This is a genomic window from Sphingomonas sp. ASV193 (genome assembly GCF_040203355.1).
Lineage (GTDB): Bacteria > Pseudomonadota > Alphaproteobacteria > Sphingomonadales > Sphingomonadaceae > Sphingomicrobium.
This window is the reverse complement of the sequence record NZ_JBEHBW010000001.1, coordinates 750,499-775,339: the sequence shown is the minus strand read 5'-3', so window position 1 is coordinate 775,339 and position 24,841 is coordinate 750,499. Positions and strand designations below refer to the sequence as shown.

General features: G+C 64.0%; 22 protein-coding genes and 1 tRNA gene. 8 read left to right on the top strand and 15 right to left on the bottom strand.

The window, feature by feature from the left end:
* The 4 genes from ABDK56_RS03860 to ABDK56_RS13130 form a co-directional block, all read left to right on the top strand.
* A partial coding sequence (locus ABDK56_RS03860; RefSeq protein ID WP_349806786.1) for a hypothetical protein occupies positions 1-188 on the top strand: 188 nt, incomplete at its 5' end.
* A gap of 89 nt (positions 189-277) precedes the next feature.
* Entirely contained in the window at positions 278-658 is a 381-nt protein-coding gene (gene cpdR, locus ABDK56_RS03855) for a cell cycle two-component system response regulator CpdR (RefSeq protein WP_349806785.1), read from the top strand.
* A 123-nt stretch (positions 659-781) separates the two neighbouring features.
* Positions 782-856: transfer RNA gene (locus ABDK56_RS03850), tRNA-Val, on the top strand.
* 121 nt (positions 857-977) lie between these two features.
* Positions 978-2,057: a site-specific integrase gene (locus ABDK56_RS13130; protein ID WP_502959255.1), complete on the top strand. Its 1,080-nt coding sequence runs from the start codon at positions 978-980 to the stop codon at positions 2,055-2,057.
* Positions 2,058-2,273: 216 nt separating this feature from the next.
* Here the strand turns inward: ABDK56_RS13130 and ABDK56_RS03845 are convergent, their stop codons facing one another.
* Both ABDK56_RS03845 and ABDK56_RS03840 read right to left on the bottom strand, forming a co-directional pair.
* The gene (locus ABDK56_RS03845; RefSeq protein WP_349806784.1) at positions 2,274-2,933 is read right to left on the bottom strand and encodes a hypothetical protein; all 660 of its coding nucleotides are present in this window, start codon (positions 2,931-2,933) and stop codon (positions 2,274-2,276) included.
* Positions 2,934-3,390: 457 nt separating this feature from the next.
* Positions 3,391-4,260 (bottom strand): hypothetical protein, encoded by an 870-nt coding sequence (locus ABDK56_RS03840; protein WP_349806783.1) that lies wholly within the window; start codon positions 4,258-4,260, stop codon positions 3,391-3,393.
* Between the two features lie 166 nt (positions 4,261-4,426).
* Here ABDK56_RS03840 and ABDK56_RS03835 point away from each other — a divergent pair, with 166 nt between their 5' ends.
* From ABDK56_RS03835 to ABDK56_RS03825, 3 genes are all read left to right on the top strand, one after another.
* Entirely contained in the window at positions 4,427-4,975 is a 549-nt protein-coding gene (locus ABDK56_RS03835) for a recombinase family protein (RefSeq protein WP_349806782.1), read from the top strand.
* A gap of 52 nt (positions 4,976-5,027) precedes the next feature.
* A complete protein-coding gene (locus ABDK56_RS03830; RefSeq protein WP_349806781.1) occupies positions 5,028-7,877 on the top strand; it encodes a class I SAM-dependent DNA methyltransferase in 2,850 nt (949 codons plus the stop codon).
* 93 nt (positions 7,878-7,970) lie between these two features.
* Positions 7,971-9,284, top strand: coding sequence for a hypothetical protein (locus tag ABDK56_RS03825; protein ID WP_349806780.1), 1,314 nt, complete (start codon positions 7,971-7,973; stop codon positions 9,282-9,284).
* Between the two features lie 457 nt (positions 9,285-9,741).
* Here the strand turns inward: ABDK56_RS03825 and ABDK56_RS03820 are convergent, their stop codons facing one another.
* The 13 genes from ABDK56_RS03820 to ABDK56_RS03760 all read right to left on the bottom strand — a co-directional run bounded on the left by ABDK56_RS03820 (position 9,742) and on the right by ABDK56_RS03760 (position 23,731).
* The gene (locus tag ABDK56_RS03820) at positions 9,742-11,370 is read right to left on the bottom strand and encodes a sodium:solute symporter family transporter (protein ID WP_349806779.1); all 1,629 of its coding nucleotides are present in this window, start codon (positions 11,368-11,370) and stop codon (positions 9,742-9,744) included.
* Between the two features lie 94 nt (positions 11,371-11,464).
* Entirely contained in the window at positions 11,465-12,208 is a 744-nt protein-coding gene (locus ABDK56_RS03815) for a FadR/GntR family transcriptional regulator (protein WP_349806778.1), read from the bottom strand.
* On the bottom strand, positions 12,208-13,059 hold the full coding sequence (locus tag ABDK56_RS03810) for an SMP-30/gluconolactonase/LRE family protein (RefSeq protein ID WP_349806777.1): 852 nt from the start codon (positions 13,057-13,059) through the stop codon (positions 12,208-12,210). Before ABDK56_RS03810 ends, ABDK56_RS03815 begins: the two co-directional genes overlap by 1 nt.
* Before the next feature lie 110 nt (positions 13,060-13,169).
* Positions 13,170-14,681 (bottom strand): TadA family conjugal transfer-associated ATPase, encoded by a 1,512-nt coding sequence (locus ABDK56_RS03805; RefSeq protein WP_349806776.1) that lies wholly within the window; start codon positions 14,679-14,681, stop codon positions 13,170-13,172.
* Positions 14,682-14,849: 168 nt separating this feature from the next.
* Positions 14,850-15,977 (bottom strand): glycosyltransferase family 2 protein, encoded by a 1,128-nt coding sequence (locus ABDK56_RS03800; RefSeq protein ID WP_349806775.1) that lies wholly within the window; start codon positions 15,975-15,977, stop codon positions 14,850-14,852.
* Between the two features lie 78 nt (positions 15,978-16,055).
* Complete coding sequence (locus ABDK56_RS03795) at positions 16,056-17,585, bottom strand: hypothetical protein (RefSeq protein ID WP_349806774.1); 1,530 nt, start codon at positions 17,583-17,585, stop codon at positions 16,056-16,058.
* 202 nt (positions 17,586-17,787) lie between these two features.
* Complete coding sequence (locus ABDK56_RS03790; RefSeq protein ID WP_349806773.1) at positions 17,788-18,051, bottom strand: ATP synthase F1 subunit epsilon; 264 nt, start codon at positions 18,049-18,051, stop codon at positions 17,788-17,790.
* Between the two features lie 5 nt (positions 18,052-18,056).
* On the bottom strand, positions 18,057-19,556 hold the full coding sequence (gene atpD / locus ABDK56_RS03785; protein WP_349806772.1) for a F0F1 ATP synthase subunit beta: 1,500 nt from the start codon (positions 19,554-19,556) through the stop codon (positions 18,057-18,059).
* Between the two features lie 27 nt (positions 19,557-19,583).
* Positions 19,584-20,465, bottom strand: coding sequence for a F0F1 ATP synthase subunit gamma (locus ABDK56_RS03780; RefSeq protein WP_349806771.1), 882 nt, complete (start codon positions 20,463-20,465; stop codon positions 19,584-19,586).
* A 13-nt stretch (positions 20,466-20,478) separates the two neighbouring features.
* Positions 20,479-22,008 (bottom strand): F0F1 ATP synthase subunit alpha, encoded by a 1,530-nt coding sequence (gene atpA, locus ABDK56_RS03775; protein WP_349806770.1) that lies wholly within the window; start codon positions 22,006-22,008, stop codon positions 20,479-20,481.
* Positions 22,009-22,010: 2 nt separating this feature from the next.
* A complete protein-coding gene (locus tag ABDK56_RS03770) occupies positions 22,011-22,565 on the bottom strand; it encodes a F0F1 ATP synthase subunit delta (protein WP_349806769.1) in 555 nt (184 codons plus the stop codon).
* Positions 22,566-22,691: 126 nt separating this feature from the next.
* Positions 22,692-23,249, bottom strand: a complete 558-nt coding sequence (locus ABDK56_RS03765; protein WP_349806768.1) for a hypothetical protein — start codon at positions 23,247-23,249, stop codon at positions 22,692-22,694.
* A 5-nt stretch (positions 23,250-23,254) separates the two neighbouring features.
* Positions 23,255-23,731, bottom strand: coding sequence for a GNAT family N-acetyltransferase (locus tag ABDK56_RS03760; RefSeq protein ID WP_349806767.1), 477 nt, complete (start codon positions 23,729-23,731; stop codon positions 23,255-23,257).
* A 38-nt stretch (positions 23,732-23,769) separates the two neighbouring features.
* Between ABDK56_RS03760 and ABDK56_RS03755 the strand changes: the two genes are divergently transcribed.
* Entirely contained in the window at positions 23,770-24,834 is a 1,065-nt protein-coding gene (locus ABDK56_RS03755) for a bifunctional transcriptional activator/DNA repair enzyme AdaA (RefSeq protein ID WP_349806766.1), read from the top strand.
* The last annotated feature ends 7 nt before the right edge of the window (positions 24,835-24,841 follow it).

The window sequence follows — 24,841 nt, the reverse complement described above, 5'->3', positions numbered from 1 at the left end:
AGCAATTGCTACGCGCAAGCAAGCGACGCCGCCAGCGGGCTTTCCTGCTCAACCGCTTCGCGGCGGGCCGCTTTCGCCCCATGGCGGCGTCGCTCGTCGACGACGATGCGTCAGCATCGCCGCTCTCCTCGTTCCTTGCCCTGGGGCAAAATCTGCTCCGTCACGGCCGTTGCGGATCGTCGGTCTGAACCCCGACCGTGCCAGCGAGGGACATCAATCGCGCGCGTCGCGTTGATGGCTAGGAAATCGTAAGAGTTGGGCGCATAGTTTGGCCACCATGATCCGCATTCTCCTCGCCGAAGACGACACCTCGATGCGCGAATATCTTCAGCGCGCGCTGGTCCGTGTCGGCTATGACGTCGACGCGGTCGGCTGCGGGACCGAGGCGATGCCGCTGCTCGAAGGCGGGGGGAAGTACGACCTCCTGCTCACCGACATCGTCATGCCCGAGATGGACGGGATCGAACTGGCGCAGAAGGCGAGCGCGATCGACCCGGCGATCCGGGTGATGTTCATCACCGGCTTCGCCGCCGTCGCGCTCCAGGGCGGGCGCACCGCGCCCGAGGCCAAGCTGCTGTCGAAGCCGTTCCACCTCAAGGACCTGGTGATGGAGGTCGACCGCCTGTTCCAGACCGAGGATCAACACGGTCGCCTGTAACGATCGTGTTCGGTCGCCTTTCGCGATGACACTCGGTTGGCCTTAAGGGCCTTGCCCAACCCGCAAAGGCCCCGTAAAGGCCCCTCCACTAGACCCGGCCGGAACGCATCCGGCCACCCGTGTGGGCGTGTAGCTCAGTGGTAGAGCACTGTGTTGACATCGCAGGGGTCGCAAGTTCAATCCTTGCCACGCCCACCATTTTCCTCGCTTCAGAAACCCTTGAAAACGTTGGCAACTTGCGCGCCTAACGTCGCGTGTCGTTGCCCTCGATAAGCTTCCTGTCGCTCGCTGACACAACGACGACACAAGGGCTGGGAAAATGGCGACGATTACGAGACGGGGCAGCGGTTGGTTTGTTCAGGTCCGGCGCAAAGGCTACCCCGCGCAACACAAGACCTTTAGGCTAAAGGCGGACGCGGCAGCTTGGGCGTCGCAGCAAGAGGACGCCATGCGTAGCGGCGTTTGGGAAGGTAGCGTGGGGCGCGCCGCGCGGACGCTGTTGCGCGACCTCATCGCGCGTTACGTTGCCGAGATAACCCCGACGAAAAGAAGTTGGGCAAGTGAGACGCTGCGGCTGGCCAAGCTACAACGAGACCCCCTTTGCGACCTTCCGGTAGCTTCGCTCACCTCCCAAGCTATCGCGTCCTACCGGGACCGTCGCTTGACCGTCGTGAAGGCTGGGACTGTTAGGCGCGAACTTTCCCTTATCCATCATGCCCTCGACATTGCGATGCGGGAATGGGGTTTTCGTTTAGCTGGCAATCCCGTTTCGCTCGTGACGCCTCCGACGGTCCGAAATGCTCGTGACAGGCGCTTGAGGGCGGGGGAACTGGAGCGACTTATGTCGGCCTTGGAGGGTTCCAGAAATCCCCTTGTCGGGCCCATTATAAGTTTCGCGATTGAGACGGCGTTACGTCGGGCCGAAATCCTCAACTTACAGTGGAAGGACGTCGATTTCAGGCGAAGAACCGCTCACATCCCTTGGTCCAAGACAGGCCGGGGACGCACTATTCCTCTTACGGATGGTGCCTTGGCTGTCCTCGCAGCTAGGGCCGAAAAGGACGGTGCCGATGGCCACGTCTTTCCTACCACCGCCATGGCGCTGCGGCTTGCCTGGGAACGCCTTCGCGGGAGGGCAGGACTGCCGGACCTCCGCTTTCACGACCTCAGACACGAGGCAATATCCCGCTTTTGCGAGTTGGGGCTGTCGCTCGCCGAGGTGTCAGTCATTAGCGGGCATAAGGATTTTCGGATGCTTGCTCGCTACACGCACCTTGGTCCTATGGACCTCGCCGTGAAGCTTAAGGGGCGAGCTTGGGAGCCATTGGCACAAGGCTTTTTCGGAGGCGCTACGCCGTCGTCAAAACCCCAGCGAACAACAACTGACGAAGGCCTTTAGCGGTCTCTTTGAATGTGAGCGCTGGGGAACGGGGGGAACCAATTCGACGGGGAGTATGGGACCCAAAGCCTTCGCGCGACGCTACGCTGGTCAAGGGCCGTCGGGGCGTTGCGATTCTCACTACAGCGGCCGCAATGAGCCGCAAACAATATCAAGGGGCCTTCCGCCACTCGGGTCTGCCGTCCTTGGGCGCATTGGACCTTAGGGGCAGTGCGCCTACTTTGCGCGCTTCTTGACCAAGCGCGTAGGGACCTTTCTGGTCGATGTGATTTTTCTGCTCGGCTTAGGGGAGAAGTCGAAGACGGCTTTTCCTTCGGCGTCGTCGCTGTCGGGTTCGGCATCTTCCTCGTCGGGCACGAGTTCCCCCTTCGCGTCGATGTCCTCCAGATCGAAAGCCCCAACCTCATTCGCCCTAACGACAAGGGCTTGCCACTTATTTTCTTGCACGCGCTTGGCGAGGTAGGCGCGTTTGATAACGTGGTAGGGGTTGTAGAACACGGCATAAGTCGCCGGACCTAGGTGACCTGGCTTCAGGGCGATGAAGCCGAGGTCGGCCAACCTCTCCACGCGGTCTTTCCAAGTTCGGACCATCCGCTGGCCCTCAAAGCCTGCGTGAAACGCCATTTCTTCCGGTGAAAGCGTAAGGAACTGCTCCTCCCGCAATCGAGACCAAAGCTCGAAATAGGTTCGGCTAACCGGGAACCCCTTGTCCGAGAGGTCGTCCATGATGCTCATCATCAGGGGCATCAGGCGAGGAACGGCGACCCACCCCTCGTTGTCCATGTTCCAGACCATTTTTTCGGTCAGGTCGGGCCACAGCTGCGCCCTAGTCTCCAATTGCCTACGCAGGATGTCGCGCTTACGGGGTTTTGCCATACGGTCCTCAAGAGAAGGGCGGGCCTGGTTTTGACGCCAGGCCCTTCGCTACTAAAACCTCGCCCTAGCACCGCGAGAACCGGGGCTTTCGTGATTCGGCCGGGTTTGGACCCTCGGCTAGTTCACGTGGTCTTTCACGCTGGACATAATTTGCGCCCCTTAGCCTGCCGAGTCACGTGCGATTTTGGAGAAACTGAAGCCAAATTGCCGTGAAATCCGCTGCTTTCATATCCTGAGTTGGCGTAGATAGGCCAACTCACATGTCGAGTTGGATAATCTCAACCGATGTCTATCCATAGCCCGTTGATTCGGCGAGGTTTTATCGGCTCGCTGCGGTATCGAGCTGTCTCGGTGTCGCGGTGTCGGGGTGTCGAGGTCTCGCGGTGTCGGGGAGCCGCGAGGGGGCGGGCAGCAATTTTTGAGCTTTGTTGCGCTGCGCTTACGGTGAGCGACAAAGTCACGCCCCGGCCGACAATGCAGCCTGCCCAGATTGCCGCTTAAGCAGGTGCAGGCAGGCATTAATGGTCGCTAGGTAGTGGTAGAACATCCAGCTCAGCCAAACCGCCTTGTCGTAGTCGAGCTTTTGGTTCTGGTTAAGGTGCCGGATGCCGAAATTGTTGGCCAGCTGGAACAGCTCTTTCTCGTCCTTCCGCAAGAGCGTCGTCTTGATTTGCGGCCGCAACCACTCAAGGACGTCGGCAAGGTCACGGACGGCCTGCTGCCGGTCGGCAAGGCTACTCCCATATCGACGGAAGCGGTCGATGGCGCTGAACACCTTTTCCGTAATCGTGGCCTCCTTGGTCGGAAGCTGCGCGTGCAGGAGGTGCTTCAAGCCCCGAGGACTAAGCTCCATGATTTCGCCGCGTGCATTAAGCTCGTAGCCCGCGCCGTAGCGCTCAAGCAGGGAATTCAGCCGCAAGCGAAACTCGTCTTGGCCGAGTGACGCATCAAAGTCGCTGAAATGGTATCCGCAGTCATTCCAGGAGTGGTAGTCCTTCTGCTGCGGCTTGCTCACATGGTCGAAAAGGAACTCGACCATATCAAATAGGTCGCCCTCCGTAGTCGCTTCAAGGGAGGGCGCAAACGGCCAGATTTCCCGTTTCATAATCGTCATGCGCACGTAGGCTTGGACGTTCGGTCCAACAGTGCCTTCAACATCGCCGTCGACGCAACTATGACCGAATGCTTCGGCGAAATACCCGTTGGCGACGAAATGGTCGTAGGCGTCCTTGAATAGCGACGAGAGTGTTTCGAGGTCGATGCACGTCCTGCCATCTGGTCTAGCGTTGCGTGCGCTGAAATACCGTCGAGGAGTCGAGCTGCTCATCCCGCGAACATAGTGGGAACGTGTCATTCAGTCGAGTTGCCCCCTTAGGGTAAACCCTATCGGTGCTTCATCCTGGAACATCTAGCTTGTTCCATTAGGGTTGACTTCAACGTTATGGAACAGCATAGCCATAAGGTCTAGAGCCTAACGGAACAGGAGGAACGCGATGTTGGTAGGTTATGCGCGGGTGTCGAGCGCTGGTCAGTCTTTCGAAATTCAGGAGGAGGCCTTGGTCGCGGCGGGATGCGGGAAGGTCTTTACCGAAAAGCGGAGCGGCTCCACGACGGGCGGTCGTGCTGCCCTGGCTGATGCGTTGGATTTCGTCCGCGATGGCGACACGCTGATTGTGACCCGGCTGGACAGGTTGGCTCGCTCCTCCCAGGACCTCCACAACATCATCGCCAGACTGACAGCCAAGGGAGCAAAGTTTCGCTGCCTCCAACAAGCGGGCGTGGATACTGACAGCGGCATGGGGAAGCTGGTCCTAGCCATTCTGGGAGCCGTGGCGGAGTTCGAGACGGACATCCGAAAAGAGCGCCAGCGCGAAGGCATTGAGAAGGCCAAGGCGGCTGGAATGTATCGTGGGCGGAAGCCATCGGCGGATGTCGAGGCCATCCGTGAACTCAAGGCCCAAGGGGTGGGGCCATCGGCCATTGCCAAGCAACTCAAGGTAGGACGGACGACCGTCTATAGGGCGCTGGGATTAGCTCGCTAACCGACGAAGCAAACGGCTAGGCGGCGCCGCAAGACCGTGTATCAATCCCGCCATGACAGTTGACGAGTTCATAAAGAAATGGCGGGCGTCGAGCCTCAAGGAGAGTTCCGCCGCTCAAGAGCATTTTATCGACCTATGCCGCCTACTTGATGAGCCAACCCCAGTCGAGGCTGACCCGACAGGAACGACCTACTGTTTCGAGCGAGGGGCCTCAAAAACTACCGGCGCGGACGGGTGGGCGGACGTATGGAAGCGCGGCCATTTTGGGTGGGAATATAAGGGCAAGCGCAAGGACCTAAAGGCCGCCTTCGTGCAGCTCCAGCAATACGCCCTCGCTCTGGAGAATCCGCCGCTTCTAGTAGTTTGCGACATGGAGCGGTTTGTAATCCACACGAACTGGACCAACAGCGTCAGCCAGGTTCACGAACTGGACTTGGAGGACCTACGGGACGCGAACAAGCGCGAGCTTCTCAAGTGGGCCATGTCCGACCCCGAGCGCCTCCGACCTGGCACAACGCGGGAGGCTCTGACCGCAAAGGCGGCTGGCGAGTTTGCAAGGCTGGCCGACAACCTCCGACAGCGCGGCTACGAGCCCCACACGGTGGCGCATTTCGTCAACAGGCTCGTGTTTTGCATGTTCGCCGAGGACGTCCAGCTACTACCTAATCGTATGTTCTCGCGGATGCTCAAGGCCGCTGAGGATGGCGGCGATTTCCAGACCTTGGCTACCAGTCTCTTTGCCGCCATGCGGACAGGCGGGATGGTCGGATTTGAGCGTGTTGAGCATTTTAACGGCGGGCTATTCGATGATGACGAAACGCTTCCGCTTGAAGCTGACGACATTGCCCTCTGTCGGAGGGTCGCGGCGCTGGACTGGGGCGAGATTGACCCATCCATTCTTGGAACGCTTTTCGAGCGGGGACTAGACCCAGACAAACGCGCCCAGCTCGGCGCCCACTACACTGACCGCGCTAAGATTTTAAAGATTGTTGACCCCGTCATTATTCAGCCGTGGCTGATAAAATGGGAAGCGGTAAAGGGTGGCATTTCAGAGGCCCTGGCGAAGGCTACCAGCGCGTCTGGGAAGGCCGCGCAAAACAAAGCTCGTGACGCCGCGCTGGGACTCTACAGGGCTTTTCTGGATGAGTTGCGAGCCTTCAAAGTGTTGGACCCAGCCTGTGGCTCGGGAAACTTCCTCTACGTTGCTCTACGGGCCTTGAAGGACCTTGAGCATCGAGCGGGGCTTGAGGCGGAGGCCTTGGGACTACAGCGCGAGTTTCCTAGAACTGGTCCAGAAAACGTTCTCGGCATCGAGCTGAACCCTTACGCCGCCGAGCTGGCGCGGGTCACGGTTTGGATTGGCGAAATCCAATGGATGCGCCGCAATGGCTTCAGCATCCCGAGCCAGCCGGTATTGAGGCCATTGTCCAACATAGATTGCCGGGATGCGGTCTTGGGCGCGAATGGCACAAGAGCTATTTGGCCTAAAGCGGACGTTATCCTTGGCAATCCACCGTTCCTCGGGGTCTACAAGTTCCTGTCCAGCCTAGGGGAAGATTATTCCACTCGACTCCGCGCTGCCTACGCGAGTGACTTGCCCGCGACGGTGGACCTGGTTTGCTACTGGGTATTGAAGGCTTGGGAAGCGGTTCAGGCGGGCTCGGCAAAGCGCGTTGGCCTCGTCACTACTAACTCCATTCGTGGTGGCGCCAGTCGCAAGGTCCTGGAAGGGCCAGCGGCGGACGGTCGTATATTTGAAGCTTGGAGTGACGAGGAGTGGACCGTTGAGGGCGCCGCCGTTCGTGTTTCTGTTATCTGCTTTGGTGATGAGGCGACTCCCTCGGCGAGCTTAAATGGCAAAGTTGTCGAGCGTGTCAGGGCTGACCTGACAGCCGGAGGCATTGAATCCGACTTGGTAAGGGCGAAGCGGCTGGCCGAAAACGAGGGCGTATCCTTCCTCGGAACCAAGAAGGGGGGACCTTTTGACATTCCAGGTGAGGTTGCGCGTGGTTGGCTAACCAGCCCCCTGAATCCAAACGGACGCCCGAACTCAGATGTGTTGTTCCCACGGCGGACAGGGTCGGATTTGGTCCGCCGAGCGGTTGACCGGTGGGTTATCGATTTCGGGTCCACAATGTCGGCGAAACAGGCCGCCCTTTATGAGAAACCATTTGGCTACGTTGAAGAGGTCATCCGCCCCGTCCGAGCATTAAATCGGAGAGAGTGGAGGCGCGAACATTACTGGCTCCACTCGGAGACCGCGCCGGGCCTTCGAGCGGCGCTCCAGGGGCTCTCTCGATACATCGCCACGCCGAGGGTATCGAAACATCGATTGTTCGTGTGGCTTCCCTCGGTCGCTTCCCTGGACGATGGCGCGGTCGCCATTGCGAAGGATGACGATTTCACGTTTGGCGTCGTCCACAGCCGCTTTCACGAGGCTTGGGCGCTTCGGCTAGGAACTTGGCTCGGGAAGGGAAACGACCCTCGCTACACCCCTTCCACAGCCTTTGAGACATTTCCGTTTCCTGATGGCCTGACTCCAGCCGTTCCGCCCGCGGACGACCAACGAGCTGGGGCCATATCCCAAGCGGCGCGACGGTTAGACCAACTTCGTCGCGCATGGCTTAATCCAGCAGAGTTGGTGCGCGTCGAGCCGGAGGTTGTCGCGGGATATCCCGACCGCCTTATTCCCGTGAACGAGAACGCGGCCAGACATCTCTCCATTAGGACTCTGACGGCTCTCTACAACGAGCGTCCCGCTTGGCTGGCAAATGCCCATGCCGAGTTGGACGCCGCTGTTGCCTCCGCCTATGGATGGCCCGAAAACATTTCTACCGAGACCGCCCTGGAGCGCTTGCTGGAGCTAAATCTGGAGCGAACTCAAGGCGTTACGACGACATAAATCTACCCATATTTGGGAATGTTCCCTAATCATGGAATATCTTTGATTTTCAGTGACTTGACTCCAGCCCATTATACTGGCTGGACGAAGTCTATGGCCGACATCTTGACGACCCGCGAGCGCGACGAGGCCCGCTACATGCTTCTGGACGGCGTAGCCTACTCCGCCGAGGCGAACGGAACTGTGGCCTCCTTGGCGCGAGGGCTGGCCCACCTCAAGGTGTCCAGGGCTCCAGGCAAGCCGTTTGAGAAAGCGTTGGGAGCCATCCTGTGCGATTTTCTCCAGGCGGAGGCGATGGCGCCTGGACGCTGGAGCTACAGGTCCCTGATGGCCAACACCTTCTCGGGCCACGATGTCGGCTACCGCACCTTCAAGCGAGCGGTTGACGGGATGAAGGCCCATCGGATGATTGAAGTGGCGCTTGGCCACCAGCAATGGGGACAGGCCTTCGGTGAGGGGCCAAGAGTTCCCATGTGGCGCCGAGCTACGCGCTTCCGTCCTACCGCTTGGCTCAAGCGCTACCTGGGTGAGGCGGGCATCACGCCCGACAACTGGGAGGACCATTTCCAGATTGTCGTTCCCGAGGGTTTCAGTGTCGCAAGACCCCTGGTCCTCCGCCGCAAGACCATGCGCGTTAAGAGTGAGCGCTTTCGGGGCTTTGGGATGGCGCTGGACCCCAATGACCCCAAGACGAAGGCCCAATTCGACAGGGTTGACCGGCTCAACCACTGGTTCGCCTCGGTTGGGACCTCCCCAGTTTCATTCCGTGGGTTCCAACGCACCTTCAACAATGGCGACCAACCAGGCTTTGACTGGAATATGGGCGGAAGGCTCTACGCGGTCGGCGGGAGTTATCAGACGATGAAACGGGCCCTCCGCCCGACGCTCACCATTGACGGCGAGGAGACGGCGGAAATCGACGTAAAAGCCAGCCACCCCACCATCCTGGCTGCTCTGCGCGGAACGCCCTTGGGAGATGCCGTGGACCCCTACTTGGTGGATGGCATCCCGAGGGATGTAGCCAAGGCTTGCTGGACGATGACCTTGGGCCACCAGGGGCTCCATCGTGCTTGGCCGAACAAGGTCCTGGAAAAGCTGGAGCCGGTCTACGGCAAGCCGTTAAGGCATAAGTTCCCCGTCAAGGTGGTTCAGGCAAAGGTCGTGGAAGCGTTCCCATTCCTTGAAGGGTGGGGAGAGGATGAACTTTCATCTCTCCATCTCCAGTTCGTCGAGAGTGAGGCCATCCTCCTCACGGTGGAGCGTCTCGCCTACAACCTTGGCGTAGTTGGGCTTCCGCTTCACGACAGCATCATCGTCAAGGCGAAGGATGCGAAGGTTGCGGAGGAGGTCTTGAGGGAGGCTTATAGGGAGGTAGTTGGAGTAGTCCCTACCTTGGAGCGTAAGTAGACGAGGGAGGGTCCTATATCCCAATTGAGGAGACGTAGGTGAACAAGGCCACCAGTCACCCCAGGGTATACTAGTAACATTTTCTGTGATGACCCAGGTGTCCCCGCTGATTGTCAGTGTGGTATTAAGATAATACAGTTTATGTGAGCCGAATTGATGAGTGGGGAGCGCTAGGAAACCGCCATTATCGCGCTCACAGGAACCCCATAGGGCGCGAGCTGTCTGGTGCATCCCGGCCGACGCGCTTTGACACAATGGCGACACAGCGGGACTTGCTTCTCTTTCTCGGCCACCCCTAAAAGCTGGATTGAGTGACCTGGGCTTGCCTTGGGTTTCTTGAAGCGAGCGGTGTGGGTCCCGTGCGTGTCTGTGTTGACATCGCAGGGGTCGCAAGTTCAATCCTTGCCACGCCCACCATTTTCCCCGCCAGTCGATCGACCCGCATCGTGCCGGCGGATCACCACCAGGTCGCGTAGAAGGCGACGAGGATCAGCACCACCGCCAGCGCGCCGACGTTGAAGCCGGTGCCGGTGGCATAGCGGACGTCTGCCGTCTCGATCGTATCGCGTCCCGGCTGTGAAGGGGTGGCGAGGCTGACGACGATCGCGAGCGCCAGCGACAGGAGGAAGACGACTCCCATCCGGTTCATGAACGGGGTGAGGTAATCGTTGACCCCGCCGGGCAGCGCCGGTGACGGCAGCGCATATTTCATGATCGTCGAGAGGATCACCGAGGTCAGCGCGGCGACGATCGCTCCCGCCTCGTTCGCGCGCTTCCAGAACAGCCCGAGCAGGAAGATCACGGTGATCCCCGGCGTGAAGAAGCCGGTGAATTCCTGGATGAACTGGAACGCCTGCTCCGAACTCCCGACGAGGGGCCGCGCGGTCAGCATGGCAATGACGATCGCCACCACCGCGACGACCCGCCCGACGAGAACAAGTCGGCGCTCGTCGGCGACGGTATCGCCGCCGTCGTCCTCCGTCCCCGTCCGCTTCGCCCCCCGCTTGGCGTAGATGTCGAGCGTGAAGATCGTCGCGATCGAGTTGATCTTCGAGGCGGTCGAGGCGACGATCGCCGCGACCAGCGCCGCGAACACCAGCCCGAGCAGCCCCGGCGGAAGCAGCCTGAGCATCGTCGGATAGGCCTCGTCGGGCTTGGCGAGGTTGGGCGCGAGGACGACCGCCGCGATCCCCGGCAGGACGATGATCAGCGGCAACAACAGCTTCAGGAACGCCGCGAACATCACCCCGCGCTGCGCCTCGTCGAGGTTCTTCGCGGCCAGCGCGCGCTGGATGATATACTGGTTGAAGCCCCAGTAGCTGATGTTGGCGATCCACAGCCCCCCGATCAGCACCGACAGCCCCGGCAGATCGACGTAGTGCGGGTCGCCCTTGGCGAGGATCATGTGGAAATGTTCCGGCGCGGCGGCGACGAGCTTGTGCCACCCCGCGCCGAGGTCGCCGCCGCCGATCCGCGTCAGCGTCAGATAGGCGACCACCAACCCGCCGAGCACCAGCAGCGTCACCTGGACGATGTCGGTCAGCGCGACCGCCTTGAGCCCACCGCGAAGCTGGTAGAGCAGCGCAAACGCGCCGAGCAGCACCAGCGCGACGTCCTGATCGATCCCGGCGACCTTGTTGACCGCGATCGACCCCAGCCAGATGATCGAGGTCAGGTTCACGAAGACGTAGAGCGCCAGCCAGAAATAGGCCATCAGCGTCCGGATCACCGCGCCATAGCGACGTTCGAGGAACTGGGGCATGGTGTAGATCTGGTTGCGAAGGAAGATCGGCAGGAAAAATTTGCCGACGATCAGCAGGGTCGCAGCGGCCATCCATTCGTAGGAGGCGATGGCGAGGCCGATCGCGTAGCCCGACCCCGACATGCCGACGATCTGTTCGGCCGAGATGTTTGCGGCGATCAGCGACGCGCCGATCGCCCACCACGGCAGGTCCTTCGAGGCGAGGAAATAGTCGGCGCTGTCCTTCTGCCGCCCGTCCCTGTCGCGCGACACGAATTGGGCGAGCGCGAAGATCCCGATGGCGTAGGCGATCACCACGAACGCATCGATCCTGGACAGACTCATCGCTCCCCCTCGCCCTGAAATTATATGACTTTATCGGGGCTGGACTTTGCGCACGACGAGGGGAGGGGTCAAGCGCGCAAACCGCGCCGTTCGCTCAGAAGTCGGGCTCGCCGGGCAGCCCGGCGTCGGCGAGCAGCAGGTCGAGCGCGCCCCGCAGCAACGCCGCCATGCGCGCCGCCGCCTCTGCCGGCTCGCGCGCGACGATCGCGTCGGCTACCGCGCGATGCTCGGCGACGTTGGGCGTCGTCACCCGTTTCAGCGCGTTGGTGCGGCGGATCGAGAAGCGCAGCGCGGTCTCGCTGAGGTCGCGGAACTGCCGCATGAATCGGTTGTTGCTCGCCAGCAGGACCGCGGTGTGAAAGCCGATGTCGGCTTCGAGCGGGTCGTCGCGGCCCGCTTCGGCGGCGGCCATGCGTTCGATCGCGGTGAGGATGTTGCCCCGCTGCGCCTCGCTCGCCCCGGTCGCGGCAAGCCCCGCGGCGCGCGGCTCGATCGCCATCCGCATCCGCGTGAAATCGACCAGCAGTTCGATCGAATAATCGCGCTCGAGCAGCCAACGCAGCAGGTCGGGATCGAGCAGGTTCCAGCGCGCTTCGGGCTCGACCGCGGTGCCCGCGCGCTGGCGGGCGCGGAGAATGCCCTTGGCGGTGAGCATCTTGACGGCCTCGCGCACCACCGGGCGGCTCGCCGAATAGCGGCGGCATAGCTCGGCCTCGACGGGGAAGGGGGCTGAGACGCCGATGCGGCCGGTCACGATCGCGCGGCCGAGGTCGTCGGCAATCCGCGCGGTCAGCGTTCGGCCCGGCCCCGCCTCGGCGTCGCTGTCGCCCTTTCCCATCATCCCGCGAACGGCGTCGGCGCGATCCCGGACACCCCGGCATCGACCTCGAACAGCGCCCCGGAGTCGGGCTCCTCGTCGATCATCGCCGTAGTCACGAACAGCCGGTCGAGCGCGCCGCCCGCGAAGCAGCAGCTGGTGACGTTCGATACCGGCAGCGCGATCGAGCGGAGCCACTCGCCGCGGGGCGAGAAGCGACTGACCCGCGCGCCGCCCCAGTGGGCGATCCACAGGCAGCCCTCGGCATCGGTCGTCATCCCGTCGGGATAGCCCCACGCCTCTTCGAATTGCAGCCACAGGCGGCGGTCCCGCACGGCGCCGTGCGCATCGAGGTCGAACGCATAGACCCGCCGTGCCGCGCTGTCGGTATGATAGAGGGTGCGCCCGTCGGGGCTGAAAGTCGGGCCGTTGGTCACGCCGTAATGCGCGTCGACCTGTTCGACCGACAGGTCGGGCATGATCCGGTAGAGCGCGCCGATCGCCGCCCGGTCGGTGTCGTCCTTGGTCCCGGTCCACAGCCGCCCCGCCGGGTCGACCTTCGCATCGTTGAGCCGGGTATCGGCGGTGTCGGGCTCGATCGGGAGCAGCCGCTCGACCGTCCCGTTGTCGAGGTCGAATACCGCGACGCCCGATGCCAGCCCGATCAGATAATCGTCGCGCCCCGCGCGCTCGACGATCCAGCCGACCGGCTCGGGTAGGTCGAGGCTGCTCGTTTCATCGCTTTCCAGGTCGAGCCGGTGGATCCGTCGGCCGACGATGTCGACCCACAGCAACGCGTTGAGGCGCGGCACCCAGGTCGGCCCTTCGCCGAGCCGGCAGCGAATGGCGGTGGGAACGATGCGAACGGCCATTGCGACAGCCTAGCGGCGGCGATGGCTTTCGCACAACATTGGTCTGACAATTGGCCGCGCGGTCATCGCGCGCTGCCGTCGCTCATCCCGCTCGATTGACGCCGGGCTTCCTACAGGCAGGCCTCGAGGTAGGGCTGGTCGAAGCCGTACTGCTTGGCCTTGTCGAGCGTGTAGGGGCGAAGCCCCATCGAGGCATATTCGCCGATGATTTTCCCGTCGGCGCTCTCGTCGTGATATTCGAACTTGAACAGTTCCTGGGTCACGATGACGTCGCCTTCCATCCCGATCACCTCGGTGATGTTGGTCGTCCGGCGCGAGCCGTCGCGCAGGCGCTTGACCTGGACGATAAGGTCGACCGAGTCGGCGATCTGGCGGCTGATCGCCTCCTTCGGCACCTTGATGTCCGACATCATCACCATGTTCTCCATACGCGCCAGGCACTCGCGCGGGCTGTTGGAGTGGAGCGTCGCCATTGATCCGTCGTGGCCGGTGTTCATCGCGGCCAGCAGGTCGAAACACTCCGGGCCACGAATTTCGCCGAGGATGATGCGGTCCGGCCGCATGCGCAGCGCGTTGATGACGAGGTCGCGGATGGTGATCGCGCCCTGGCCTTCGAGGTTGGCGGGCCGCGTTTCGAGCGGCAGCCAGTGCGGCTGCTGGAGCCGAAGCTCGGCCGCGTCTTCGATCGTCAGCACGCGCTCGCCCGGGTCGATCATCTTCGACAGGGCGTTGAGCATCGTCGTCTTGCCCGAACCGGTACCGCCCGAAATGACGATGTTCATCCGGCTGGCGCCCGCGATCTTGAGCATCGTCGCCATCTTCGGGCTCATCGATCCGAACCCGCACATCATGTCGAGCGTGATCGGCTTGTCCGAGAATTTACGGATCGAGATGGCGGTGCCGCGAAGCGACAGCGGCGGGATGATGACGTTGACGCGGCTGCCGTCGGCAAGGCGGGCGTCGGCCAGCGGGGTGGTCTGGTCGACTCGGCGGCCGACCTTGTTCACGATCCGCTGCGCGATCTGGAACAGGTGCTCCTCGTCGCGGAACTGGATCTGCGCGATCTCGAGGCGTCCCTTGCGCTCGACGAAGGTCTGGTCGGGGCCGTTGACCATGATGTCGCTGATCGCCGGGTCGGCCAGCAGCTCCTCGAGCGGGCCGAGGCCGAGCAGTTCGTCGACCAGCACCTTTTCAAGCGCGAACTGCTCGCGGCGGTTGAGCGTAATCTTCAGCTCGGCGAGCACTTCGGAGATGATCGGCCGGAATTCCTCGGCCAGCTCGTCCTTGCCGAGCGTCGCCGCGGCCTCGGGATCGACCCGTTCGAGCAGGCGCGGGAGCACCTGTTCCTTGATCCGGTGGACCGACGCCTCGAACCCCTCGGCCTTCGAGCTGGCGGCATCGCCGCTGCTGTTCTGGCGCTGGTTGAGGCGGTCCATCGCCCCGGTCGGGGTTGACGGGAAGGCAGGGGCGGGCGCGGGCTCGGGCGCAGCCTTTTCACCGGCTTCCTCGTCGAGCGGGGGAAACTGGTCGCCGCCGCCCGATCCGCCGCTGCCCTTCATCGGGCGGGCGACGCCGAAGCTAGGGCGCTGCCCGAGGCCGTTTCGCTTGCCGAATGCGTTCATCGATTCACCGCTCGCCTTGAAGGATCTGGTCGTTCGAAATGGTGAATAGGCGCCAAACTTTTAAAAAAAGTGAACCGAGGTTACCCCCCCGTGGCGTGACGCGGAACCTCTTGCGACCCGCCACGCGAGCAGCTCGCAACTTCGACATTGGCAGGGTGATCGGGCCGCCTAGCGCCGAGTCCACGTCAGCCAGCCGCTGGCGACATAATTCCACACCGACCCGACGATCGCCCCCGCGATCCCCGACAGCGCGACCCCGCCGAGCTGTTGGTGAACAAGGCTGCCGATGCCGACGTTGCCGATCGCCCCGACCGAACAGACGAGGTAGAAGCTCAGCAGCCCGGTCAGCCACTTTGCGCCCTTCAGCTGCCGGTCGCGATAGGTCAGCACATTGTTGAGCGTGAAGTTGAAGGTCATCGCCCCGATGACCGCCATGATCATCGCGGTGCGGAACGGAAGCTGGAGCGCGTCGTAGCCAAGGTAGAGCAGCGCGAGCTGGACCCCGACCCCGAGCCCGCCGATCACCCCGAACTGGATCAGCTTGACCGGGATGAACCGCCCCACGCTCTTGTCGAGCAGCAGCTCGAGATATTCGAGCGCGACCATGTTATCGAGCTTGCTCTCGCCCGACTGGCGCGTGCCGAAGGTGTAGGGGATTTCCACTACCGCCAGCGGGCGATGCGCCGAGGCGACGAGGTCGAGCAGGATCTTGTAGCCGACGCTGCTGAGATTAGGCGCGGCCTCGAGCAGCACGTCGCGGCGCACCGCGAACAGCCCGCTCATCGGGTCGCTAAGCCGGGTCTTCATGATCGGCGAGGCCAGCCGGGTCGCGAACTGGCTGATCCTGAGCCGCCCCGCGTCCCAGTCGCCGGTCGATCCCTCGGCAGAATAGCGCGTGCCGATCGCCAGCTCCTTGCCGTCGCGCTCGATCGCCGCGAGCATCTTTGGAAGCACCGTCTCGTCATGCTGGAGGTCGGCGTCGATCACCGCGACGACGGGGCTGGTGGAGGCGAGCGCGCCTTCGACCACCGCCGACGACAGGCCGCGTCGCCCGACCCGCCGGATCAGCCGGACCCGCCGGTCGGCCTGCGCGATCCCGGTCAGCAGCTCGGCAGTGCCGTCGGTCGAGCCGTCGTCGACGAACATCGCCTCCCACTCGACCCCGGCCAGCGCGACCGCCAGGCGGCGCAGCAGTTCCTCGACATTGCCGACCTCGTTGAGCGTCGGGACGACCACGGTGAGCTGGATCGGCAGCGCGTGCGTCGCGGACGCGGTCGCGTCCCGCGATCCGGCCACAGGCTGCTCCAACATCGACGACCCTTCCCGGTTCATGTCCACCCGCTAGCATTGAAGCAGAGCGACGTGAAAGCTCCGTTAACCAGCCGACGCAAGATCGCGGCGCTGATAGACGACGACGGTGTTGATGACGCTCTGGAGGCCAGTCCCCGAGACGTAAGCGCGGCGATAGTGTCGAGCGAGCTGGTCGTAAATCATCCGGGTCGCTCGAAGGGTCTGCTTGTGACGGTGATCGGAATCTTCCTGCATCACGATCACGGCGGGGAAACGGGCCAGGATCTTCGCCAGTTCGACGCCATTGTCGGCTCCGATAGCCCCTTGTTCGACAAAATAGGTCAGGTGGTCGGAAAAGACGTATCTCGAAAGCCGACAATCGATCGTCGTCTGGTACAGGCGCAGAGGTCCCCCAAGAACCGCGACGCATCCGCCGTGCCGGGCCTGATTCACTTCCGCCGATAGCCGTTCGAACTGGTTTCGCGTCGCAAGATGGTCCGCCAACGTCCACGTCGGCCGCTGGATCAGGCTAAAGGCAACGAAGGCACTGAAGAAGAGGGGGCCGCTTGCGCGCTCGTAAAATTGCGCTGTCGCCAGCGAAACCGGCATCAGCAAGGGGAGGGCATAATGATCGTAGAAATTCGGCACCATCAGCCACCCTATCAACGCGGCAAAGATCCAGCCGACGACATACAGTCGACTTTCTCTCCCCGCCCGTGACTCTCGGGGTACTGCGAGCCCGGCACCGGCGTAACCGATCACGACGAAACAATTCATGGCCAGAAACACGAGCCCGTAAAGCTGAGAGCCCAACCCCCAGCTATTCTTGTGGAATACCGAGAGGACCGTCGCGAAGTAGAGAGCGTCGTAGGCTTCGGGACCTCGGGCGAGAAAGGGCGCGGCAAAAAGAAGGGTCGGGATTATCGCTATCCCGATCATCGCGAGCGCCATGCCGACCATGGCGGAATAGCCGGTGTTGGCGCGGCGAAGGCAGAAGAGGAAGGAGAGGCCGAGGTAAATGCCTTCGGCCGCCGCCACCGGCTTGAAGCTAAGGGCCAATCCGCACCACAGCATTGCCGACTTCGCGCGGCCGAACATTAGTCTCCGATCGCCGCCCTCAATTAGGGCTCGCGCCCCCTGTTCGGCGGCGAAGGCCATGAAAAGATTGTAAAAGACCGGGGATTGCCCGTTCTGACCGCCCATCAAATCGACGATCACAATGTAGGTGATCGCTGCCATCGTCGCACTGGCGGGCGTCGCCGCAAGAAGTCCGATCCGTCGGATGACCCATGCCGTCGAAATGACGAACATCGTCGCGACGAGGTTGACGGCCAGCATGCTGCCGCCGCCCAAGCGGGCGAGCAGCGCGTAGAAAAGGAAAAGGCCGGGCGGTTTTCTGTCCCAAACGTCGAGGTACGGCCAATCGCCGCGCCAAATCCTTTCGCCGACGTATAGGTAAAATTGTTCGTCGATATTAGGGATTGGATTGACCCACGACACGGCGCGGGTCGCGATCGCGAGGATGATCATCGCCGCCAGCGCCACCCTCGGCTGGCCGAGCGCGGCGGCCCACCCGTGCTGCGTCTCGTTCCTCGCGCTGGCGAGCGTTGCCATCCCCATGTCCCCCGAGCGCCCTAATAGCAGAGCGCGCGCGGCGGGTCAGCAGGGCTGCGGTTTCTTGCCCCGGCACGGCACGCGCGCGGTCAACTCGAGAAATCCGATAACCGGCGCAATCGCTACCCGCGATTGATTGGCCGCGATCGCCAGCGAGCCTGCCTCATTCGGCGCCCGCATCAATCCGGTGCACGCTTCTGGCTCAGCCCTCGGCGCTCTCGGCGAGGACGGTAAGACCCTTGTCGCCGACCTCGGCGAACCCGCCCGACACCTTGATGCTCTCCGGCTGCGAGCCTTGGGTCTTGTAGACCTTGAGCTCGGCATCGTCCTTGATCACCGCCATGACCGGCGCGTGGCCGGCCATCGCGCCGAACTCGCCCTCGGTGCCGGGGACGACGACCATGTAGACGTCCTCGCTGCGGACGAGCTTCTCGGGGGTGACGAGTTCGAAGTGAAGGTCGGCCATTGGGCTTAGGCGTCCTGCGCCAGCTTCTCGGCCTTGGCGACCGCTTCCTCGATCCCGCCGACCATGTAGAAGGCCGCCTCGGGCAGGTGGTCATACTCGCCGTCGACCACCGCCTTGAACGACTTCACCGTGTCCTCGACCTGGACGAACTTGCCCGGAATGCCGGTGAACACTTCGGCGACGTGGAACGGCTGGCTGAGGAATCGCTGGATCTTGCGCGCGCGGGCGACGACCAGCTTATCCTCTTCCGAAAGCTCGTCCATGCCCAGAATGGCGATGATGTCCTGCAGCGACTTGTACTTCTGCAGCGTCTCCTGGACGCGGCGGGCGACGTCGTAATGCTCCTGCCCGACGACCGCGGCGGTAAGCACGCGGCTGACCGAGTCGAGCGGGTCGACCGCCGGGTAGATGCCCAGCTCCGAAATCGCGCGGCTCAGCGTCGTGGTGGCGTCCAAGTGGGCGAACGAGGTCGCCGGCGCCGGGTCGGTAAGGTCGTCCGCGGGCACGTAGATCGCCTGCACCGAGGTGATCGAGCCCTTGTTGGTCGAGGTGATCCGCTCCTGCAGCTGGCCCATGTCGGTCGACAGGGTCGGCTGGTAGCCCACCGCCGACGGGATGCGGCCGAGCAGCGCCGACACTTCCGAACCCGCCTGGGTGAAGCGGAAGATGTTGTCGACGAAGAACAGCACGTCCTGCCCTTCCTGGTCGCGGAAATATTCGGCCATGGTGAGGCCCGACAGCGCGACGCGGGCACGCGCCCCCGGCGGCTCGTTCATCTGGCCGAACACCAGCGCGACCTTCGATCCCTCGCTGGTCGCATTGCCCTCGGCGTCCTTGGCGATGACGCCCGCGTCGAGGAACTCGTGGTAGAGGTCGTTGCCCTCGCGGGTCCGCTCGCCGACGCCGGCGAACACCGACACGCCGCCGTGGCCCTTGGCGATGTTGTTGATCAGTTCCTGGATGAGCACGGTCTTGCCGACCCCGGCGCCGCCGAACAGCCCGATCTTGCCGCCCTTCGCGTAGGGGGCGAGCAGGTCGATGACCTTGATGCCGGTGACGAGGATGCTCGCCTCGGTCGACTGGTCGACGAAGGCCGGCGCGTCGGCGTGGATCGACGCGGTCATGTCGCTGCCGACGGGCCCGCGCTCGTCGATCGGCTCGCCGATGACGTTCATGATGCGGCCGAGCGTCTTCGGCCCGACGGGGACTCGGATCTGGCTGCCGGTGGCGCTGACGCGCTGGCCGCGGGTCAGGCCCTCGGTCGAGTCCATCGCGATCGTGCGGACCATGTTCTCGCCGAGGTGCTGCGCGACCTCGAGCACGAGGCGGTTGCCGCCGTTGTCGGTCTCGAGCGCGGCGAGGATCGGCGGAAGCTCGCCCTCGAAGCTGACGTCGACGACCGCGCCGATGACCTGCGCGACCTGGCCGACGATGTTGCCGCCGGCGGTCGGGGTGGTGGTGGCGCCAGCCGTCTTGCTGGTCTTGGCGGGGGCTGCGGTGGCCATGGTGTCTGTCCTTGCCTTGCTGGTTCGTTAGAGCGCTTCGGCGCCCGAGATGATTTCGACGAGTTCGGTGGTGATCGCCGCCTGCCGCTGGCGGTTGTACTGGATCGACAGGCGATTGATCATGTCGCCGGCGTTGCGCGTGGCATTGTCCATCGCGGTCATCTGGCTGCCGTAGAAGCCGGCCTGGTTTTCCAGCATCGCGCGATAGATCTGGATCGCGATGTTCTTGGGCAGCAGCGCCTTGAGGATCTCGTCCTCGTCGGGCTCATATTCGACCGCCGCACTCGCCGCGCCCGCCTTGGCGTCGGCGCGATCGACCTTGACCGGGATGATCTGGTCGGTGGTCGGCTCCTGGAGGAGCACCGACTTGAAGGTCGAATAGACGAGGTGCGCGACGTCGAACTGGCCGCTTTCGAAGCGGTCGACGATGTCCTTCGCCGCCGCCTGCGCGTCGGCATAGGCGGGGTTCTTGATCGCGCTGGTGTCGAACTGGCCGACGATCGCCTTGGGATAGAGCCGCTGGAACAGCGGGCGCCCCTTCTTGCCGACGAAGTAGAACAGGACGGTCTTGCCCTGCGCCTCGAGCTCGTCGGCCTTGCGCTTGGCGGCGCGGGTGATGTTGGTGTTGAACGCCCCCGCCAGGCCCCGGTCGCCCGAGGCGACCACGATCAGGTGGGTGTCGTCCTTGCCGGTCCCCGCGAGCAGCTTCGGCGAATCGGGTCCCGGCGTCACCTTGCTGGCGAGCGAGGCGACGACCTCGGCCATGCGCTGCGAATAGGGGCGGCCCGCCTCGGCATTGGCCTGCGCCCGGCGCAGCTTGGCCGCGGCGACCATCTTCATCGCCTTGGTGATCTTCTGCGTCGACTTCACCGAGCCGATGCGAAGCTTCAATGCCTTGAGGCTTGCCACCTGCTAGCGCCCCTTACGCGAACTGCTTGCCGAACGCGCCGAGCGCGTCCTTGAGCTTGCCCGCGGTCTCGTCGTCGAGCGCCTTGGTGTCGCGGATCTTGGCGAGCACGTCGCCATGCTCGCTGCGCAGGTAGCTCAGCATCGCCGCTTCGTAACGGACGACGTCGCTGGTCGGCACGCTGTCGATGAAGCCTTGAGTGCCCGCGTAGATCGAGGCGACCTGCTCCTCGACCGGCATCGGCGAGAACTGCGGCTGCTTGAGCAGCTCGGTCAGGCGCGCGCCGCGGGCGAGCAGCTTCTGCGTCGCCGCGTCGAGGTCGCTGCCGAACTGGGCGAAGGCGGCCATTTCGCGATACTGGGCGAGCTCGAGCTTGATCGAGCCGGCGACCTTTTTCATCGCCTTGGTCTGCGCCGACGAGCCGACGCGCGACACCGAGAGGCCGACGTTGATCGCCGGGCGGATGCCCTGGTAGAACAGGTCGGTCTCGAGGAAGATCTGCCCGTCGGTGATCGAGATGACGTTGGTCGGGATGTAGGCCGACACGTCGCCCGCCTGCGTCTCGATGATCGGCAGCGCGGTCAGCGACCCGCCGCCGAGGCTGTCGTTCATCTTCGCCGCGCGCTCGAGCAGGCGGCTGTGGAGATAGAAGACGTCGCCCGGATAGGCCTCGCGGCCCGGCGGACGGCGAAGCAGCAGCGACATCTGGCGATAGGCGACCGCCTGCTTCGACAAATCGTCGTAGACAATGACCGCGTGCATCCCGTTGTCGCGGAAGAATTCGCCCATCGCGCAGCCGGTGTAGGGCGCGAGGAACTGCAGCGGGGCGGGCTCCGACGCGGTCGCGGCGACCACGATCGAATATTCCATCGCGCCATTTTCCTCGAGCTGGCGGACGATCTGCGCCACCGTCGAACGCTTCTGCCCGACCGCGACATAGATGCAGTAAAGCTTCTGCTTCTCGTCGTCGCCGGCGTTGGCCTGCTTCTGGTTGATGAAGGTGTCGATCGCCACCGCGGTCTTGCCGGTCTGGCGGTCGCCGATGATCAGCTCGCGCTGGCCGCGGCCGACGGGGACCAGCGCGTCGAGCGCCTTGAGACCGGTCTGCACCGGCTCGTTGACCGACTGCCTCGGGATGATGCCCGGCGCCTTGACCTCGACGCGGCGGCGCTCGGTGGCGTCGATCGGGCCCTTGCCGTCGATCGGGTTGCCGAGCGCGTCGACCACGCGGCCGAGCAGGCCCTTGCCGACCGGAACGTCGACGATGGTGCCGGTGCGCTTGGCGGTCGAGCCTTCCTTGATCGCCGAGTCCGACCCGAAGATCACGACGCCGACGTTGTCGGCCTCGAGGTTGAGCGCCATTCCCTTGGTGCCGTCGTCGAACTCGACCATCTCGCCCGCCTGGACGTTGTCGAGCCCGTGGATGCGGGCAATGCCGTCGCCGACCGACAGCACGCTGCCGACCTCGGAGACCTGGGCATCGGCGTCGAAATTCGCGATCTGGTCGCGGATGACGCGGGAGATTTCAGCGGCGCGGATGTCCATGTTCAGCCTTTCATAGCCGTAGCTAGAGTGTTCAACTTCGTGCGGATCGAGGCGTCGATCATCTGGCTTCCCAGCTTGACGACGATGCCTCCGAGGATGGCGGGGTCGACCTTGGCGTCGATCGCGACGTCGCGGCCGATGCGGGCCTTCAGCTTGGCCTTCAGCTCGGCGACCTGCTGGTCGGTGAGCGCGTGGGCGCTGATCACTTCGGCGGTGGTCTCCCCGCGCGCGCCCGCCGCCAGCTGGCGAAACAGGCGGATCACCGGCTTGAGCTCGCCCAGCCGGCCGTTGTCGGCGACGACGCCGAGGAAGTTGGCGGTCAGCGGATCGAGCCCCAGCGAGGGGCTAAGCGCGCGCACCGTCTTGGCGGCGTCGGCGCGACTGACCAGCGGGCTGGTGACAAGCGCATTGAAGTCGCTCGATTCGGCCATCGCCGCGGCCAGCGAATCGAGGCTTCGCGACACGGCGTCGATCTTGTTCTCGTCACGGGCGAGGCCGAACAGCGCGGTGGCGTAGCGCCCCGCTAAGCTGGCCTGAATGCCGCCGGAATTCTCCACGGGCGCAAAGCTCCAGGTTCAAGTATTTGGCCCCATGATCAGACGGGCCGCCGCCGGAAAAATCCGCGCATCCCCATGGGTTGGCGCGCCCCTAGCAAGGGTGCGTCCGCGATGCAAGGCGGTCCGCTAGCCGATCGTCCGCGCGAGCCACAGGATCGGGCCGACCGAGGTCAGCGCCAGCCCGATCGCGACCCCCCGCCAGCGCCGGATCGTGCCCATCGCCAGCAGCAGGAAGATCACCCCGATATCGGCCGAGCGGCGAAGGAGGAAGGCGGACAGCGCCGTCCCCCCGCGCACCGTGGCGACGAGATCGACCGCGAATACCCAGCCCAGCGCGATGGCCAAGAGGGTCCACTGGTAGCGGCGATTGCGCTGGTAATAGTCGGCGAGGTCGGTGCCGTCCTCGGCGACATTGTCGGGCAGCGAGTTGACCGTCAGCAGCGCCAGCAGGATCAGCTCGACCACTTTGGGCAGGAAGGCGCCGATGCTGACCGGGCCGGCGGGCTGCGACGCAAACGCCCACCACATCATCATGTCGGTCATCAGCACGATCGCCGCGAACCACGGCTGCGCCCAGTGCCAGCGGACCGGGACCGGGCTTCGCAGCAGCCGGTGAAGGCTCATCACCTGGTCGCTGATCGCGACGCCGATGATGATCGAGGCGAAGACGAGGGCCTGTTCCATCCCGGCTAGAGTAAGCGGGTGTAGAACTTCGTAAAGGCGTTGTCGGCGTAGGCACCGAATTGCCCGCTGCGCTCAAAACCCTCCGCTTCATAGAGGCGATTGGCAGGCGCGAACGGCAGCCCGCTGCCGGTCTCGAGGCTGATCCGGCGCCAGCCCATCGCCCGCGCTTCGTCGATCAGGTGCGCCAGCATCGCTCGCGCCACCCCGCGCCGAAGCGCGGCGTCGGCGGTGCGCATCGACTTGACCTCGCCATGCCCCGGCTCGACCTCGCGAAGCGCGCCGACCCCGAGCAGCGCGCCGTCCTCGCGCACCGAGAAGAAGCGCACCCCCGGCTCGACCAGCCGGTCGACCGACAGCGCGTGCACCGCCTCGCGCGGGGAGGAGGCGTGGGCGAAGGCGAGATGCTGCGCGAGCAGCGCGCGCACGTCCTCGCGGTCGAGCTCGCCCTCGTGGAACGTCCAGCCGGTTTGATCGCAACCCATGGGAAGCACGACGTATCGCTCCCGGCTATGCTAGGTCCATGACGATGCGAAAAATTGACGAGGAGCTGGCCTGGGCGGCATTCGAGGCCCGCGACCGCGATTGGGACGGGCGGGCGATCGTCGCGGTCGTGACCACCGGCATCTATTGCAAGCCAAGCTGCCCGGCGCGGCGGCCGAAGCGCGAAAATGTCCGCTTCTTCGCTACCGCCGCCGATGCACGGGCCACTGGCTTCCGTGCCTGCCGACGGTGCAAGCCCGACGAGGTCGGGCGCGATCGCGAGGCGATCGTTCGCGCGGTTCACCTAATCCAGTCGGCGGAGGCGCCGCCGCGCCTCGCCGAGCTCGCCCAAGCGGTCGGCTACGCCCCGCACCATTTCCAGCGGCTGTTCACCCGCGCGCTAGGCGTATCGCCCGCCGCCTACGCCCGCGCCCGCCGCGCCGGGCGCGCCAAGGCCGCGCTCAGCGCCGGCGGGCCGGTCACCGACGCGATCTATGACGCGGGCTATGCCGCGCCGAGCCGCTTCTACGAGGATTCGAAAGCGAGGATGGGAATGACCCCTTCGGCATGGCGCGACGGCGGTCGCGGCGAAACGATCCGCTATGTCGAGGCGGAGACGCCGGTCGGCCCGATGCTGGTCGCGGCGACCGCGCGCGGCATCTGCTCGATGAATTTCGACGAGGACGAGGCGGCGCTCCGCCGGCGCTTTCCCAACGCCACGCTGTTGCCCGACGACGGCACCATCGCGCCGTGGGTCGCGGCGGCGCTGCGCGAGGTCGAGCGGCCGACCGGACACGACCTCCCGCTCGACGTGCGCGGCACCGCCTTCCAGGAACGGGTGTGGGCCGAGCTTCGCAAGATCCCGCTCGGCGAGACGCGAAGCTATGCCGACATCGCCGCCGCGATCGGCCAGCCGGGCGCGACCCGCGCGGTCGGCACCGCCAACGGCGCGAACCCGGTCGCGGTGCTCGTCCCCTGCCACCGCGTGATCCGCGGCGACGGCAGCCTCGGCGGCTACGCCGGCGGCCTGGCGCGCAAGGAGAAACTGCTCGCCGCCGAGGGCGTGACTTTACGCGATCCCGCGCTACCGTTCGTCGAAAGATGAGTGTGTT